Here is a 16,703-nt window from a genome sequence, read left to right on the forward strand (position 1 = left end):
GGCGGCATGCGCAACGTTCATCGCGGCGCATGCGCGCGAGCCGCGCCACGCATCTCATGACGCGCGCCGCGGACGGTCCGCGAGCGCATCGCGCGTCTGCATCGCCGTGTAGGTCAGCTGCGCGGCGGCGAGGCCCAGCGCACCGAACGTATGCGTGAGACCGAACGTCGCGAATGCTTCGGGCACGGGGCGCTCGCCCGCGATGGCGGCCGCGAGCAATTCGCCGGAAACAGTTGTCGGCGCCATGCCATGTCCGCCAAAGCCGACGGCATACCAGACGCCGTCAGCGCTCTGGCCGATCTGCGGCATCTTATGCCGCGCATAGCTCATCAGGCCACCCCATGCGTGTTCGATGCGAACGTCGCGCAGTTGCGGATAGACCCTCAGCAAATCGCGGCGCAAAAGACGCGCGATCGCGTCGGGCTCGCGATCGAGAATCGAAATGCGCCCGCCCCACAGGATGCGCGTGTCGGGCAGCGGGCGGTAGTAGTCGAACGCGAAGCGCGTGTCGTAGACGGCTGAGGGGCAGTCGATCGCCTCGGACAGACGCGCGCCGAGCGGCTCGGTGGCCATCACGTAGGTCGCGATCGGGAGCACGGCGCGCTCGACGCGCGGGTAGACGTTGCGCGCATAGCCGCCGCCCGCCATCACGACATGCCGCGCGTCGATCGACGCTTGCGCCGTCTCGACGACGAAGCCCGCGCCCTGCCTGCGCAGGGCCGTGACGGGCGACTTCTCGTAGATGCGCACGCCCGCCTGTTCCGCCGCGCGCGCGACGCCCAGTACATACTTCAGCGGATGAAAGTGGAACGCGTTGCGCTCGAAAAGGCCGCCGTGATAGCGCGAAGTCTTCAGCCGACCGGCGAGCTCGGCGGCGCTCAGCGTCTCCCATTCGACGCCGAACGATTCCTTCATCAGACGACGCTGGCTTTCGAGCCGCGCCGGATCGTCGAACCAGTTCGCGAGGATCGCGCCCGCATCCGTCGCATCGCAGGCGATCGCATAACGCCGGATGCGCGCGCGCATCAGGTCGACGGCATCGCTTGTCAGCGCGTAGAGTTCGCGCGCCCGCGCCGCCCCGAGGATTTTCAGCAGGTCCGCGCAATCGAGGCTGTAGCCGCCGAACACGAAGCCGCCGTTGCGGCCCGATGCGCCATAGCCGACCTGGTTCGCCTCGACCACGACGACATCGCGCACGCCGCGCTCGGCGAGCCCGAGCGCGGTCGACAGCCCCGCCAGTCCGCCTCCGACGATGCACACGTTTGCGCTCAGTTTGCCAGCCGATGCGGGGCGCGCGGGCCGCTCGACGGTTGCTTCGTAGTAGCTCTGCATAGGGCGTTGAGAGTCAGGTGCGCGGCTATGTTACTCAAATTCGTATGCGCGTCATATTCGGTATACCGAAGCGGTCGGCGCCGGCGGTTTTGCGTCGGCGCGAGCAGCGGATGTTGCGCCGGCATCGGCCCGCCAGGATCAAACGCGATGCCTCGTGAATCCCGTGTCACCGCTGACGCGCGCCCAAAACGGCGGCTTCGTTGCGCGTCCATGACAGCTATGTTGCTCGGCGTACTCACTTCACGAAGTCGTCCCACTTCCGACCCCTCGCAAGAGCGCTTTACGCGGTAGACTGATATTAGTCGAGGTTAATGTGGTCAGGCATCTGCAAGGAGACGCCGCCATGAACCGGCCACTACGGTTTCCGCTACGCGCAATCGGCACCACGTCCGTCTGGAAGTGGTTCAAGTGGCTCTTTTTCGCCGCGTTTCTAGTGGCCGTCGCGATCGGCGTGCGCTTTGTCCAGATCGAAATGGACACGTCAGGATTGCAGGCCCGCTACCTCTCGGAGCTCACCCGCGACGTCGGTTTTACCGTTTCCGAAGGCCCGAGCGACACCATCCGTTTTCCCACCGACGGCCCCTACGATATCCGCCTCGGCTACGCGCTGCTGCCGGCGTTCGAACGCCGCCTGAAAGAGCGCGGTTTCTCGGTTGCGTCGCAGGCGCGCGATTCGGAACGCATGGCTTCGCTCGCGGACGACGGCCTTTTCATTCCTTACGAAGAAAAGGATCAGGCAGGGCTGATGCTGTACGACTCGACGGGCGCGCACCTGTTCGGCTCGTCGTATCCGACGCGCGTCTATGACGATTTCGCGTCGGTGCCGCCCGTCGTCGTGTCAGCGCTGCTTTTCATCGAAGACCGGCATCTGCTCGACGCCGACCAGCCGAACCGCAACCCCGCGATCGACTGGACGCGTTTCAGCCGCGCGCTGATGGATCAGGGCATGCGGTTCTTCAACCATCATCAGGCGCAGCCCGGCGGCAGCACGCTCGCCACGCAGATCGAGAAATTCCGCCACTCGCCGGGCGGCCGCACGGCGACGCCTCAGGAAAAGCTGCGGCAGATCGCATCGGCGTCCGTGCGCGCGTATCTCGACGGTCCGCGCACGATGCCCGCGCGCGAGCAGATCGTCGTGCGCTATCTGAACTCGGTGCCGCTCGCCGCGCAGCCGGGCATCGGCGAAATCAACGGGATCGGCGATGGGCTCGCCGCCTGGTACGGCCGCGATTTCGACGAAGTGAACCGCGTGCTGAAAGCGCCAGCGACGCCCGACAATCTCGCCGAACAGGGCCTCGCGTTACGGCAGGTGCTGTCGCTGATGATCGCGCAGCGCGGGCCGTCGCACTTCCTGCTGCGCAACAACGCCGAACTCAATGCGCTGACGGAAAGCTACCTGCGCCTCTTGGCGGCGAACGGCGTGATCGGCGCGCAGCTGCGCGACGCGGCGCTCTCGCAGCAACTCGTGCTCACGCGCGGCAAGCTCGCAACACCCGCAGATTCATACGTCGCGCGCAAGGCGGTCACGTCCTTGCGCACGCATCTGATGTCGTCGCTCGGCGTGTCGAATCTGTATGACCTCGACCGCCTCGATGTGCGCGTCACGTCGACGATGAACAACAAGGTTCAGCAGGACATCAGCGACCGGCTCGCCGACGCGACCACACGCGACGGCGCGCAGGCAGCGCGCCTGTATGGCTTCAACATGCTGCAGCCGAAGGACGATCCGTCGAAGATCGCGTTCAGCTTCACGCTGTTCGAAAAACGTGACGGCGAGAACCTGTTGCGCGTGCAGACGGACAGCGTCAACCGTCCGTTCGACATCAGCTCGGGCGCGCGCCTGAACCTGGGCTCGACGGCGAAGCTGCGCACGCTGATCACGTATCTGCAGATCGTGACGGAATTGAACCAGCGTTATGGGCAAATGAGCGTCGACGAATTGCGCGCCGTGAAGCCCGAACGCGAAGACGCGTTGACGCGCTGGGCCGTCGATTACCTGATGCACACGAAGGACCGCTCGCTTTCCGCGATGCTCGACGCGGCCGTCGAGCGCAAGTATTCGGCGAACGCGGGCGAACTGTTCTACACGGGCGGCGGCGCGCAGGCGTTCACGAACTTCGAGGCCGACGAAAACTCGCGCATCCTCACCGTGCGCCAGGCCTTCCAGCATTCGGTGAACCTCGTATTCGTGCGGCTCATGCGCGATATCGTCCACTACGAAACGATCAGGACGTCGGGCCCGTCGTCGCAATGGCTCGACGATCCCGACACGCGCAAGATGTATCTGACGCGTTTCGCCGATCAGGAAAGCCGTGTGTACATGAATCGTTTCTACACGAAGTATCACGGCAAGACACAGGACGAGATGGTCGCGATCCTGTTGCGCGGCGTGCGCAAGTCGCCGCCCAAGCTGGCGACCGTATTGCGCAGCGTGCGGCCCGATGCGCCGCAGGCGTGGTTCAACGAACAGATGCGCGCCCAGTTGAAGAACACGCCGAAGGCCAATCCGCCCGACGACGCGCTCGCGCAGCTCTACGCGAAGTACGGCATCGACAAGTTCAACCTGAACGACCGCGCGTACATTTCGAGCGTGCATCCGCTGGAGCTGTGGCTCGTCGACTATCTGCGCGTGCATCCCGATGCGAGCACGAACGAAGTGATGGAAGCGAGCCGCGACGTGCGCGCCGAATCATACAAGTGGCTCTTCAAGACACGCTATCACGCAACGCAGGACCGCCGCATCCGCCGCATGGTCGAGCAGCATGCGTACGACGCGATCGGCAAGTCGTGGCAGGCGCTCGGCTATCCGTTCGCGCATCTGACGCCGTCGTATGCGGCCGCCATCGGCGCATCGGGCGACAGGCCGGCGGCGCTCGCGCAACTGATCGGCGTGATCGCGAACAAGGGCGAGCAGGCGCCGACGCACAGCATCGCGGATCTCGAATTCGCGAAGGGCACGCCGTATGAAACGCACTTCGTGCACGCGGCGCCGCAGCCGAACGAAGCAGTGTCGCCGGATATTGCGCGCGTCGTGCAGGGCATGTTGCGCGATGTCGTCACGGGCGGCACGGCGAGGCGTCTCGCAGGCGGCATGACGTTCCCCGACGGCCAGACGATGGAGGTCTACGGCAAGACGGGCACGGGCGACCAGCGCCTCAATATCTACGCGAAGGGCCGCCGGCTGATCGAGTCGCGCAAGGTCAACCGCACGGCGACCTTCGTGTTCGCGATCGGCGACCGCTTCTTCGGCACGCTGACGGCCGTCGTGCACGAGCCGTATGCGAAGCGCTACGACTTCACGAGCGCGCTCGCCGTGCAGTTGCTGAAGTCGATGGCGCCCGCGTTGCAGCCGTTGCTCGACGAGCCTGCATCGAAAGACAGGACAGCGTCGAAAGTCGCGGGCAGCGCGTCGCCGGATGAGGGCGCCGCGCCGCTCGCTCAATAGCCGACGTCGGTGGCCGGCTTCAGAAACAGTTCGTGCATCGGCGCGAAGTGCGCGTAGAGCGGCAGGATCGCGCCGCCCATCGCGCGCGCGTCCGAGCCGATCGTGCCTTCCAGCAGTTGCGGGCGCACGATGCCTTCCCATTCGAACCTGTCGAGCACGCGCTCCGTGCGCCGGATGATTTCGCGCACCAGTTGCCGGTCCACTTCGCCGTCGATCACCACAGCTTCGAGATCGAGCAGTGCCGCCGCATTCGTCAGCGCACCGGCGATCGCGGGACACGCGGTGTCGAGCCATTGCTCCGTCAGACGCCACAGGTCCGCCGACAACGCGCGGTGATCGTGCGCGGCCGTCGCGGGCGCGCCCGCATCGACGAACAGCTTTTCGAGCACGAAGCCCGATGCCGCATGCAGCAGTTGCCGCGCGGGTTGACGTGAACTACCGCCCACGATCGGAATCGAGCCGACGGCGCCCGCGTTGTCGTGCGGACCGCCGTGCAGGCGTCCGTCGATCACGAGCCCGCCGCCGATGAACGTGCCGACGAACAGATACAGAAAGTTGTGGATGCCGCGGCCCTGGCCCATCACGAGCTCGGCGGCACAGGCGGCCGTCGTGTCTTTCGCGAACTCGACGGGTAGGCCCGTCATCGATGCGATGCGCGCGCGGATGTCGATGTCGTTCCATGCGTCGAGCGCCTCGGGCGGCGCGCCGAGAAAGTCGCGCCAGCCGCCGAGCCACAGCGGCGCCGCGACGCCCACGCCGACCACTTTCCCGCGCCGCGCGCCGAGCGCGTCGTCCACGCGCGCGAGCTTGCTTTCGAGCGCGGGGAAGAGCGTGCGCGGATCGGGATACGCGTACTCCTGCACTTCGCGGCAGCACACGCGCCCGAGAAAGTCCATCGCGAGCACATCGAGACTGCGCCGCCCGACCTTCACGCCGATCGTATAGGCGCCTTCCGCACGCAACGCGATGGGCACCGACGGCTGCCCGATGCGCCCGCGCACGCGCGCCTGTTTTTCGAGCAGTCCGTCGTCGATCAGACGCTCGACGATCATCGACACGGTCTGCATCGACAGACGCGTGAGCCGGCCCACATCGGCCTTCGGCAGCGGCCCATGCAAGCGGATCGCCTGCAACACGATCCGCTCGTTGAACTGCCGCATGCCGACCTGGTTCGATCCGACCGTGCGTTTCAGCGGTGAACGGGTGCCCGTATCCATCGACGGTATCTGGTTACTCGTGCTCATTCGTCATGCGATCGCGCGCACGTCGGCTTGCTTCGCGCCCGTCATGATCGCAACGGCATCCGACATATGGATGTCGTTCTTGTTGACGAGCGCCGCGCGCCGTCCGAGCCGCTGAATATGGATGCGATCCGCGATCTCGAACACGTGCGGCATGTTGTGGCTGATCAGGATCACGGGCAAGCCGCGCTCGCGCACGCGACGAATCAGCTCGAGCACCATGTTGCCTTCCTTCACGCCGAGCGCTGCTGTCGGCTCGTCGAGAATCACGACATGCCGCGCGAACGCCGCGCTGCGCGCCACCGCAACGCCCTGGCGCTGACCGCCCGAGAGCGTCTCGACGGCCTGGCGCATCGAACGGATGCCGATCTGCAAGTCCTTCATTGCGTTGGTCGCTTCGTCGAGCATGCGGCGCTTGTCGATCATCTTGAAGAGCTTGCCGCGCCAGCCCGGTTTCACCAGTTCGCGCGCGAGGAACAGGTTCTCTGCGATGCTCATCGCCGGCGCGACGGCGAGATCCTGATAGACCGTTTCGATGCCTTGCTGGCGCGCGTCGATCGGGCTGCGGAAATTGACGGGCTTGCCGTCGAGCAGCAGTTCGCCTTCGTCGGGCACGAGCGCGCCCGAGAGCGCCTTGATCAGCGACGACTTGCCCGCGCCGTTATCGCCGATCACGGCCATGATTTCGCCGGGCATCACTTCGAAGTCGCAGCCGTCGAGCGCAGTGACGTGGCCGTAGCGCTTGATCAGGCCGCGCGCCTGCAACACGGGGGTCTTGCCGTTGGCGGCATTCGCGGATGAGGGGGTTGTCGACATGACAGTCTCCTTCTGATAACGATCAACGTGTGCCACGGCGCGACAGCTTGTCGGCGGCGACGGCGAGAATCACGAGAATGCCGGTGATCAGCACCTGGTACACCGACGACACGCCCATCAGCGTCAAGCCATTGCGGAATACGCCGACGATCAGCGCGCCCAGCAGCGTGCCCGCAATCGAGCCGCGTCCACCGAAGAGGCTCGTGCCGCCCAGCACGACGGCCGTGATGCTGTCGAGGTTTTCCGTCTGTCCCGCTTGCGGATCGCCGACACCCGTGCGTGCGACGGAGAGCAGCGCCGCGATGCCATAGATCGCGCCCGACAGCGTATAGACCGCGATCAGAATGCGTTGCGCGGAAAGGCCCATCAGGCGCGCGGCTTCCGGGTTGTTGCCGAGCGCGTAGAGATGGCGGCCGGGCACTGTGTCGCGCAGCACGAACCATGTCGCGAGATACATCAGCAGCGTGAGCACAGTGCCGTACGTGACCGTCGCGGGACCGACGCTGAACGTGCTGCCGAAGAACATGATCGCGTCGGGCAGATTCGACACGCTCTCTGCGTTCGAATAGATCTGCGTCGCCGCGAACGCGATATTCAGCGTGCCCAGCGTGACGATGAACGCGGGCAGCTTGATGCGCGTGATCAGCACGCCGTTGAGCAATCCGAACAGCGTGCTCGCGCCGACGCCGCACAGGATCGCGATCGCGGGCGGCACGCCGATCACGACGGCGAACTTGGTCATCACGATCGAGCCGAACGCCATCACCATTCCGCACGACAGATCGATGCCGCCCGTCAGCACGATCAGGGTTTGCCCGATCGCGATGACGGCGACGACCATCGTCTGCTGAAGGATCAGCGACAGGTTCTGGAACGACAGGAAGCGGTTGCTCTGCGAGATGAAGAAGATGCACGCGAGCACGAGTGCGATCAAAGGACCGGCCTCGGCGAGCGTCGGCATATGATCCGCGAACCGGCGATGGCTTTGAGCGGGGACGGTGGGAGTCGACATGATGTGTTTCCTCGAAGCGATGCGTGATCTGTGTGCGGCGGGTTTCATGCAACGCAATGGAACCCGCCGCACTCACGCTGGAGAACTCGTGGAGATACGCGCCTTGCGCATCTCCGTTGCTGCCCGATGACTACTGTTCAAGTTGCGCTGTTACTTGTTGCCCCAACAGTTGTCGAGACCGAACTTCGTGTCCTTGCTGTCGACGCCGTTTTGCGCCTTGTCGGTGATGAGCGTCACGCCCGTGTCGTGATAGCCGGACGCTTTCTTGCCCGACTTCGCGTACTCGACGCCTGCGTCCACGCCGAGCGAGGCCATCTTCAGCGGATACTGCTGCGATGTCGCGGCAAGCTCGCCGGCCTTCACGTTGCGCACGCCTTCGCAACCGCCGTCGATCGACACGATCATCACGCTCTTGTCCTTGCCCGCATTCTTCAGCGCGCGATACGCGCCCGCCGCAGCCGGCTCGTTGATCGTGTAGACGACGTTGATGTCGGGCGCCTTCTGCAGGCAGTTTTCCATCGCCGTCTGGCCTTTCGCCTGATCGCCGCGCGTGTCCTGGCTGCAGACGATCGACGGATCGCCTTCCTTGATGCCGAAGCCCTTCAGAAAGCCGTTATGACGCAGCACGCCGACGGAGACGCCGGGCGCGAGATCGAGCGTCGCGATCTTCGCGGGCTTGCCGGCGAGCGCGGCCTTCGCGTATTCGCCGATCAGCACGCCCGCCTTGAAGTTGTCGGTGGCGAAGAGGGCGTCGGTGGCGTCCTGCGGATCGGTCGGCGTATCGAGCGCGATCACGAGCGCGCCCGCCGCGCGCGCCTTCTTGATACTCGGCACGATGGCCTTCGTGTCGCTCGGCGTGATGAGGATCGCTTTCGCGCCCGCCGTCAGCATGTTCTCGATGGCCGTGACCTGCGCGGCGTTGTCGCCGTCGAACTTGCCGGCCGCCGTGATCAGCTTCGCGCCGTCTTTCTGCGCGGCGGCTTCAGCGCCTTGCTTCATCTTGACGAAGAACGGATTGGTATCGGTCTTCGTGATCAGGCCGACGACGGGCTGATCGGCCGCGAGACTCGCGCTCGCGCACCACAGCGCCGACGCGGCGACGCACGCTGCGGCAATGCCCTTGACGACGGGCTGCATGTGAGACGCACGGCGCAACGGCCTGCGGAAATTCGGGTTCATGGGACGCTCCTCCGGATGTTTGACGACGACGTTGTGAACAGCGATCAGTTCGACGGCTTCGGCGGGCGCTGATCGCGCCTTCTGTCGCGCGCCGCCATGCGATGGATCAACGGCAGCGCGCGGCCTTATTAAATCAAGTTGTTTTAGTTAGTACAGCAGCGACGTCCGGAAAAATCAAGAAGCGGGTTTTGATGCGGCGCGACGCGGGCGGGTGGGACGGTGACGCACAAAGCCTTGTTGCACAAGGCCTGGCGGGGTGTGGAGCAGGGCCGCGAAGCGCCTGTCGAATAGGGGTAAATCAGGAGCGTGGCGCTCCGTGAGTTGAGTTCATTTGTTCTTTTACTGGGCAAATGCTCGGCAAATCGACTCCCGTTGTACTCGTCGGGACCGTGGCTTGCTACCACTCGGGCGAGGTCGCTGCCCTACGCGCGACAAGCGGAGGCGAACGTGAAGACGATGCGCAATCGCGCGCTGCATTACGTCGCGAAACATCCTGCGCAGTTCACGCTGCAGGTGTTCAAGGCATTCCGCAAGAACCAGGGGCTGCTGCTCGCGGGCGCGATTGCGTACTATGCGCTGCTGTCCATCGTGCCGTTGCTGATACTCGTCGCGATCGCGTTCAGTCATTTCGTCGGCCAGCAACTGCTGCTCGATACGCTCGCGCGTCTGCTCGAATGGCTGGTGCCGGGGCAATCGAAAGCGATCGTGCAGGAGCTTGCCAATTTTCTCGCGCATCGCGCGGTGATCGGCTGGTTCCTCGTCGTGACGATGATCTTCTTCAGCTCGCTCGCGTTCACGGTGCTCGAGAATGCGCTGTCGATCATCTTCGTGCATCGCGTCGCGATACGGCGCAGGCACTTTCTGCTGTCGGCGATCCTGCCGTATCTGTTCAGCCTGTCGCTGGGTGTCGGCGTGCTGCTCGTCACGCTCGTATCGAGCGGACTTCGGGCCGTCGCGAGCGACAGCATCGTACTGCTCGATCACACGATATCGTTGACGGGCGCGACGCGTGTCGTGCTTTATCTGCTCGGTCTTGCCGGCGAGATCTTCGTGCTCGCGGCCATCTATCTGGTGATACCCGCGGGACGCACGACGCCGTGGCATGCGTTCGTCGGCGCGGTGGCGGCTGCCGTGCTGTGGGAGATCACGCGGCGCGTGCTGGTGTGGTACTTCGCGACGCTATCGCAGGTGAGCGTCGTCTACGGTTCGCTGACGACGGCCATTGTCGTGCTGTTCAGTTTCGAAGCGCTCGCGACGTTGATGCTGTTCGGCGCGCAACTGATCGCCGAATACGAGCGGCTCAATGCGAGCGGCAACGAGCGCGCTTCACAGCCATTCGTGACGGGGTGAGTCCGACGGAAAGAAAAACGTTTGCGTCGGTGAAATGGTGTTCGGGTTAACGGCGGTGAATGCGAGAACTTTAGGCCGATTTGCGCACATGTTGTATTGCGCTTTTTAGCCCGCAAAACAATTCGTCTGGTCACAGCTTCGTCATGAGCCACCGACGATAATCGCGTCGCCCGTCAAATGGACAAATCAGAACGGGCAGCGCTGCGCAGCGCAGTGCAAGACCTCGGGGAATACCGCAAATGACCATCCGTCACCGCATCACTCTACTCGTGGTGTCGATGCTGGTTGCCTTGTCGGCAATCGGCGGATACGCCGTCTATCAGACACGCGGCAGCGCCGCAGACGTCCGGCAAGTGACGCAGGGCGTCGTGCCGAGCGCGCTCGCTTCCGCCGACCTCGTTTCGCAGGTCAAGGACGTTCAGCTCGCGACGATGACGCTCGTCTATGCGCCCGATGCAAATATGGTCGAGCAGGCGCAAAAGGAACTGGCCGCCAAAGAGAAGTCGCTGCGCGAAGCACTCGACGTGCAAGCGAAAGCCGCCGCGAGCCACGCGCAGGAAGGGCTTGTCACGCAGGCGCGCGACAGTCTCGCGAACTACTTCGCGGCGATCAACGACACCGCGAAAATGAAGGCGGACGGGAAGAACGATCTCGCGCAAGCGTATCTGTTCGCCAACGTCGCGCAGTATCGCGACGAACTGGAAGGCATCGTCGAAACGCTGCGTATCGAGAAGAACCGCCAGAAGGATGACGCAATCGACGCGCTGAACGCGGGCCTCGCCACGACGACGACGGCCATCGCGGGCGCAGCGGGTGCGGCCATTCTCGTGCTGGTCGTGATCGGCCTGCTCCTGTACCGGCAGATCACGCGGCCGCTTTCGCGCATGCAGTCAATGATGAGCGAGATCGCATCGAGCCAGGATTTCACGCGCCGCGTACCCGTGGGCCGCATGGACGAAATCGGCCATTCGATCGTCGCATTCAACGGCATGATCGAGAAGATCCAGCAAAGCTCTGCACAACTGAAGCAGAAGACGGCCGATATTCAGGCGATGTTGCAGAACATGCAGCAGGGCATTCTGACTGTCGTCGAAGGCGCCGTGATTCACTCCGAGTACTCGGCTTATCTGGAAGCGATCTTCGAAACGAAGGATATTGCGGGCCGCCCGCTGATGGACCTCGTGTTCGGCGACAGCGAGCTCGGCGCCGATACGGTGTCGCAAGTCGACGCGGCCGTTGATGCGTGCATCGGCGAGGACAGCATCAACTTCGAGTTCAACCAGCATCTGCTCGTCAACGAACTGACGCGCAAGATGCCCGATGGCCGCGTGAAGACGCTCGATTTGAGCTGGTCCGCGATCACCGACGAAAGCGACACCGTGATGCGCCTGATGCTGTGCGTGCGCGATGTGACGGAGTTGCGTCAGCTTGCCGCCGAAGCGGGCGAGCAGAAGCGCCGCCTCGAGATGATCGGCGAGATTCTCGCGGTGAGCGAGGAGAAGTTCCATCATTTCGTCGAAAGCGCGACGGGCTTCATCAACGAGAACGAACGCATCATTCGCCAGCACGCGCAGGCGGATGGCTCGGCCGTCGCAGAGCTGTTCCGCAACATGCATACGATCAAGGGCAATGCGCGGACCTATAGCCTTCAGCATCTGACGAGCATCGTGCACGAGACGGAGCAGCGTTACGACGCGCTGCGCCGTCCGGAGACCGCACACGAGTGGGACCAGGAGCAGCTGATCGTCGAACTCGCGCGCGTGAAGGAAGCGCTGCAGCACTACGCGACGATCAATGAAGTGAGCCTTGGCCGCCGCAACACGGGTCGCGGCAGCAGCGTCGAGCGCTATCTGATGGTCGACAGCGAACACATTCGGGAAAGCCTGCGTCTGCTCGATGCAGCGAATCCCGCTGACATGCGCGATCTGCTGACGGCGCGCGACGCGGTGCGCAGAACCTTGCGCCTGCTGGGCACGGAGAAAGTCGAAGATGCACTCGCGGGCGTGCTGGAGTCGCTGCCTTCGCTTGCAACGGAACTCGGCAAGGCGGCGCCGACCGTACGCATCGACGACAACGGCTATCGCGTTCGCTCGCAGGCAGGCAGCGCGCTCAAGAATGTCTTCATGCACCTGCTGCGCAATTCCGTCGATCACGGCATCGAAACGGCGGCGCAGCGCGTGGCGCTCGGCAAGCCCGAGGCCGGCGTGATCGATGTGGAAGTGGGCGTCGCGGAAGGGGCGTTGCAGATCACGTTGAGCGATGACGGACGCGGCCTCGCGATGTCGCGCATTCGCGGCATCGCCGCCGAGCGCGGCTGGCTCCAGCCCGATACGCAACTGGGCGACGAAGCCGTGGCGGAGTTCATTTTCCGGCCGGGTTTCTCGACGGCGCAAAATGTGACGGAAGTCTCAGGTCGCGGCGTCGGCATGGATGCCGTGCGCGATTTCATCCGGCGCGAAGGCGGCCGCATCGAATTGCGCTTCACCGACGAGCGCACGGGCGCGGACTTCCGCCAGTTCCAGACTATCGTCTATCTGCCGGAAAATTGCGCTGTCGATAGCGTCGGCACGTCGATGCACGATGCCGCCAAAACAGTGAATTCGATTCAGGCGAATGCACTTTCCGAATAGCACTACGGGGATTCGTTGTGGTTGAACAGTATGTGATCGCGGCGTTGGCCGGCGTCGTGGCGAGCGCGCTTGTCGGCGTGCTCGCGCATCGTTGGCTCATCAGAAAGGCCGACGGGCAGCACCTGACGGCGCTCGAGTCGCAGGCGAATGAATTGACGCAGGCCGAAGAGCGACATGCAGCGGAGATCCGGCAGCACGAACAGCAGGCGCGCGAATTGCATGCGCTGGCCGATACGTTGCGCGAAGATCTCGTGCATCACTCGACGCAAGCCGAAGAGGCGCGCGCCGCGCTGAATGCGCTGTCGAGCCAGAAGGACGAATGGCTTCAGCACGCGACGCGTCTTTCCGGCGAAGCGGCGCGCTTGCGGCATCTGTCGGCTACGTTCGAGCGCTGGCATGAGCAGATGATTTCGCTGATGGCGCAGAACCACGACATGCACGCGAAGAACAATGAGCTGTCGTCGATCGTGCGGCACGTGCTGATCGTATCGTTGAACGCTTCGATCGAAGCGGCGCGTGCGGGCGCGGCCGGCCGCGGGTTTTCGATCGTCGCGAGCGAAGTGCGCGCGCTGGCTTCGCGCTCGCAGGAACTGTCGAAGAGCTATCACGACAGCCTGAATCGCAACGACCTCATCACGACGGCCACGTTTCAGGACATTCAGGCGGGTGGCAAGATGATCGCAGCGTCGCTGGCGAGCGTCGAAGCGCTCGCCGGTCAGATTCAATCCCGGTTAGAACAGGCGACGTCGTGATCAGTCAGCAAGCGAAAGAAAGTATCGAACGGATCTTCTATCAGTCCGCGCGCACGCGTTTGCCCGCCCATGCCGGCGACGCGTGCGAAATCACGGCTCTCGACGCACATCTGGCCAATAAGGCGCTTGCAAGCCATATCGTCGTTTTGACCATTTCATCGATTGCATTCCGCTTTCTGCTCGTGCTGCATTTCGACGACGACCAGACGACGCGCGACTACTACTTGCGCGACGCGGAAGACCGTTCGCTGGCGGAAGCACTGATGGAAGTCGGCAATCTGTGCTGTGGCGCGATCAATCAGCAACTGGTCGAGTACTTTCCTGATCTGGGCATGTCGACGCCCTATCAGTTGAGTGGCGCGTGCGTGCCTTTTCTGACGGAATTGAAACCGGCGTACCTCGCGGCATTTCGCGTGACCATCGGCGCAAACGTACAAATCGGCGCGACGCTTTGCGTGTGCGCGAGCGCGCCCGTCGATTTCGTCGCCCATGTGGCCGAAGTCGAGGAAAGCGGCGGAGAACTCGAACTGTTCTGAACGGTTCCGGATTTCGTGCACGACGCATATCTTCAATCAATCAATGCGCCGCTTTAAAGGCGCTACGGGGTGAGCAATGGGAAAGGTTCTGGTAGTGGACGATTCGAGCACGGTTCGCGATGAAGTGGCCGGCTTCCTCAGAAAGAACGGCCTCGATGTCGAGACGGCCGTGGACGGCAAGGACGGTCTCGCGAAGCTGAAGTCGTCGCCGGGCATTCGTCTCATCGTCAGCGACGTGAACATGCCGAACATGGACGGCCTCACGATGGCCGAAAAGATTCGTAGCGAACTGGCCAATGCGAGCGTCAACATCATCATGCTGACGACGGAAAGCAGTCCCGCGATGAAGGAGCGCGGCAAGGCGGCAGGCGTAAAGGGCTGGATCGTCAAGCCGTTCAAGGGCGACGCCGTTCTCGAAACGTTCAGGAAACTGGCGGGCTGACGGCCGCACACCGCAGATCGCGTTTCGGATGCCCGCTGGATGCGGGCACAGCGATGCCTCGCGGATTGTCGCGATTCCCTGAATGATCTTTTCACGCGCCGCGGGTTTATCCGCGGGCGCCGCGCCTCTAGACCGCTGTTCAACGGTTGCAGAACGCAGGTTCGAAGCAGCCCAAACGAACAGTCCCGGAGGTGTTGCCATGAAAATGTTTGCTAAAGCTTTTGTCATCGCGGCTCTCATTAGCGCTCCCCTCGCTGCATTTGCGCAGACCAGTCAGCCTGTGACGCGCGCGCAGGTTCGCGAAGAACTGGTGCAGTTGCATAACGTCGGCTATAGCCCGCTCGACGACCGCAACAGCTATCCCGTCCACATTGAGGCGGCAGAAGCCCGTCTGGCCGCGCGGAATACGGCGTCCGCGCAGGAGAGCGGATACGGCGCGGCGTCGAATGGTTCGTCGCAAGCGGGCGTGCGTGATGTCCGCACGAACGGCATCACGTTTGCACATCACTGATCGTGCGTTGCCAGCGATAACCGCGACAAGACAGATCAATATGAATCGCTGACGCTGCAGCTGGCGTTTCGATTCGGAGTCAGGGCCGGAGCCTGCGTAATGCAGGTTCTGGCCTTTTTCATTATTGAGCGTGCTCGTGAGTGGCTTTTGGACGCGTGACTCATGACGCCGGATTGCATAGACGTCGACGGGACGAGGATTGCCGAAATCGAATCGGGACTGTCGATCGAAAAGGAAAAAGAAAAACTCGGCAGCGGTGAAAGATGGTGGCTCGCGTCAACTATGCTTTCAAAACTATACATCGCCATCGCACGAAGCCGCCGATGAGGAATTCAAAGTCGACACTTGTAAAGATTCGTTGAGGTCGCGCCGCTCATCCGTCGCGCGACACGCAGAGAATTGACCTTTGACTGGTTTATCTCCGTCCTGCATAGAACGGTTAGCCGGCTGCCCAACGCCGATGCAAGCAATTTGACATTCTCGCTAGACCCTACGCGAATCGGATTTTTTCTTAATGCTCTCGTTGAACGCCGCGCCTAGCACCAAAACGAAAGGCGTCCGTCTTTTCGTGTAATGGATGAACTCTAGCCATATATGACATGTCCATGGCATAGTGCCGGTATCTTCAATCAGGAGTTTCAATATGGCTACACTCGAAGCACTTCAGGCAAAGATACAAAAACTTCAGGAGCAGGCCGATGCCATCGCTTCTCAAAAGTCGGCGGCGGCCCTCGAAAGCATTCGCTCATTGATGGTCAAGCACAATCTGACGACGGCCGATATCGATGCGCATCTCGGCCATAGAAAGCGTGGCCGTCCTTCGCTGAAGTCGGCAGGTGTGCAGACAAAAGGTGAAGCCAGGTATCGCGATCCCAAAACGGGCGCGACCTGGACGGGTCACGGCCGCGCGCCGGCCTGGATTGCAGGTGCGAAGGATCGCAACAAGTACCTCGTTTCCGGCGCGGCGAGCCAGGTTACGACGAGCGTGCCCGCCGGGAGCGCGAAGAGCAACGGTCAGCCTAAAGGACCGCAGCCCGCCAAATATCGTCACCCGGAGACGGGCGCGACCTGGAGCGGCCGTGGTCCTGCGCCCGCATGGCTGGCAGCGGAAAAAGACCGTAACAAGTTTCTGATTGGAGGTGCAAAGGCCACGGGAATGAATGGCGTTGCACGGAAAAAGTTAGCAGCCAAGAAGGCTGCGAGAAAATCACGCGCTTAAAAGTCAATGGGAGGGTGGGGCACTGCGCTGCCTCGCCCGAACGCCACGCACGGCGGCGGACTAAAAGATCGTCGTCGTGCCGGTTCTTTTCGCTATCGCAGAGAACTTTCGTCAATGCGATCTGAGCGAGCGAATGCGCAATGGGTTGTCGGGCCCTGCGAAATCTGGAAGTTCATCTCTCGACACTCCCCTGTCATTTCCACCTAGGCACCCTGAAAAGGCTGCTTTCAGGTGAAAG

At 63.0% G+C, this 16,703-nt stretch carries 13 protein-coding genes; 8 read left to right on the forward strand and 5 right to left on the reverse strand.

The genetic code is table 11. The features are described from left to right. Positions 1–54 precede the first annotated feature (54 nt). Positions 55–1,332, reverse strand: a complete 1,278-nt coding sequence (locus GCT13_RS06090; protein ID WP_152755930.1) for an NAD(P)/FAD-dependent oxidoreductase — start codon at positions 1,330–1,332, stop codon at positions 55–57. Between the two features lie 343 nt (positions 1,333–1,675). On the opposite strand from GCT13_RS06090, the gene GCT13_RS06095 reads away from it, so the two are divergent. Further along, positions 1,676–4,777, forward strand: a complete 3,102-nt coding sequence (locus GCT13_RS06095; protein WP_152755932.1) for a transglycosylase domain-containing protein — start codon at positions 1,676–1,678, stop codon at positions 4,775–4,777. Here GCT13_RS06095 and GCT13_RS06100 read toward each other — a convergent pair. The 4 genes from GCT13_RS06100 to GCT13_RS06115 form a co-directional block, all read right to left on the reverse strand. Next, positions 4,771–5,994, reverse strand: a complete 1,224-nt coding sequence (locus tag GCT13_RS06100) for an ROK family transcriptional regulator (protein WP_152756121.1) — start codon at positions 5,992–5,994, stop codon at positions 4,771–4,773. The two genes, GCT13_RS06095 and GCT13_RS06100, sit on opposite strands and share 7 nt — an antisense overlap. Positions 5,995–6,024: 30 nt before the next feature. Beyond that, positions 6,025–6,834: an ATP-binding cassette domain-containing protein gene (locus tag GCT13_RS06105; protein ID WP_152755933.1), complete on the reverse strand. Its 810-nt coding sequence runs from the start codon at positions 6,832–6,834 to the stop codon at positions 6,025–6,027. A gap of 22 nt (positions 6,835–6,856) precedes the next feature. Further along, positions 6,857–7,846 (reverse strand): ABC transporter permease, encoded by a 990-nt coding sequence (locus GCT13_RS06110; RefSeq protein ID WP_152755935.1) that lies wholly within the window; start codon positions 7,844–7,846, stop codon positions 6,857–6,859. 150 nt (positions 7,847–7,996) lie between these two features. Further along, entirely contained in the window at positions 7,997–8,983 is a 987-nt protein-coding gene (locus tag GCT13_RS06115; protein WP_193727591.1) for a sugar ABC transporter substrate-binding protein, read from the reverse strand. A gap of 498 nt (positions 8,984–9,481) precedes the next feature. Here GCT13_RS06115 and GCT13_RS06120 point away from each other — a divergent pair, with 498 nt between their 5' ends. The 7 genes from GCT13_RS06120 to GCT13_RS06150 all read left to right on the forward strand — a co-directional run bounded on the left by GCT13_RS06120 (position 9,482) and on the right by GCT13_RS06150 (position 16,465). Then, a complete protein-coding gene (locus GCT13_RS06120; protein WP_152756123.1) occupies positions 9,482–10,375 on the forward strand; it encodes a YihY/virulence factor BrkB family protein in 894 nt (297 codons plus the stop codon). A 239-nt stretch (positions 10,376–10,614) separates the two neighbouring features. Continuing rightward, entirely contained in the window at positions 10,615–13,005 is a 2,391-nt protein-coding gene (locus GCT13_RS06125; RefSeq protein WP_152755939.1) for an ATP-binding protein, read from the forward strand. A gap of 17 nt (positions 13,006–13,022) precedes the next feature. Further along, on the forward strand, positions 13,023–13,757 hold the full coding sequence (locus GCT13_RS06130; RefSeq protein WP_321574210.1) for a methyl-accepting chemotaxis protein: 735 nt from the start codon (positions 13,023–13,025) through the stop codon (positions 13,755–13,757). Beyond that, complete coding sequence (locus GCT13_RS06135; RefSeq protein WP_321574211.1) at positions 13,754–14,293, forward strand: hypothetical protein; 540 nt, start codon at positions 13,754–13,756, stop codon at positions 14,291–14,293. The genes GCT13_RS06130 and GCT13_RS06135 overlap by 4 nt, the downstream gene beginning before the upstream one ends. A gap of 76 nt (positions 14,294–14,369) precedes the next feature. After that, complete coding sequence (locus GCT13_RS06140) at positions 14,370–14,735, forward strand: response regulator (protein ID WP_152755941.1); 366 nt, start codon at positions 14,370–14,372, stop codon at positions 14,733–14,735. A 199-nt stretch (positions 14,736–14,934) separates the two neighbouring features. Continuing rightward, a complete protein-coding gene (locus GCT13_RS06145; RefSeq protein WP_152755943.1) occupies positions 14,935–15,246 on the forward strand; it encodes a DUF4148 domain-containing protein in 312 nt (103 codons plus the stop codon). A 643-nt stretch (positions 15,247–15,889) separates the two neighbouring features. Then, a complete protein-coding gene (locus tag GCT13_RS06150; protein WP_152755945.1) occupies positions 15,890–16,465 on the forward strand; it encodes an H-NS family nucleoid-associated regulatory protein in 576 nt (191 codons plus the stop codon). Positions 16,466–16,703: the final 238 nt, after the last annotated feature.

Source organism: Paraburkholderia franconis, assembly GCF_009362735.1.
In the GTDB taxonomy this organism is placed as follows: domain Bacteria; phylum Pseudomonadota; class Gammaproteobacteria; order Burkholderiales; family Burkholderiaceae; genus Paraburkholderia; species Paraburkholderia franconis.

Coding starts and splice junctions, on each gene's coding strand:
- GCT13_RS06090 (WP_152755930.1), bottom strand. CDS start 1,332: ATGCAGAGCTACTACGAAGCAACCGTCGAGCGGCCCGCGCGCCCCGCA.
- GCT13_RS06095 (WP_152755932.1), top strand. CDS start 1,676: ATGAACCGGCCACTACGGTTTCCGCTACGCGCAATCGGCACCACGTCC.
- GCT13_RS06100 (WP_152756121.1), bottom strand. CDS start 5,994: ATGGATACGGGCACCCGTTCACCGCTGAAACGCACGGTCGGATCGAAC.
- GCT13_RS06105 (WP_152755933.1), bottom strand. CDS start 6,834: ATGTCGACAACCCCCTCATCCGCGAATGCCGCCAACGGCAAGACCCCC.
- GCT13_RS06110 (WP_152755935.1), bottom strand. CDS start 7,846: ATGTCGACTCCCACCGTCCCCGCTCAAAGCCATCGCCGGTTCGCGGAT.
- GCT13_RS06115 (WP_193727591.1), bottom strand. CDS start 8,983: ATGCAGCCCGTCGTCAAGGGCATTGCCGCAGCGTGCGTCGCCGCGTCG.
- GCT13_RS06120 (WP_152756123.1), top strand. CDS start 9,482: ATGCGCAATCGCGCGCTGCATTACGTCGCGAAACATCCTGCGCAGTTC.
- GCT13_RS06125 (WP_152755939.1), top strand. CDS start 10,615: ATGACCATCCGTCACCGCATCACTCTACTCGTGGTGTCGATGCTGGTT.
- GCT13_RS06140 (WP_152755941.1), top strand. CDS start 14,370: ATGGGAAAGGTTCTGGTAGTGGACGATTCGAGCACGGTTCGCGATGAA.
- GCT13_RS06145 (WP_152755943.1), top strand. CDS start 14,935: ATGAAAATGTTTGCTAAAGCTTTTGTCATCGCGGCTCTCATTAGCGCT.
- GCT13_RS06150 (WP_152755945.1), top strand. CDS start 15,890: ATGGCTACACTCGAAGCACTTCAGGCAAAGATACAAAAACTTCAGGAG.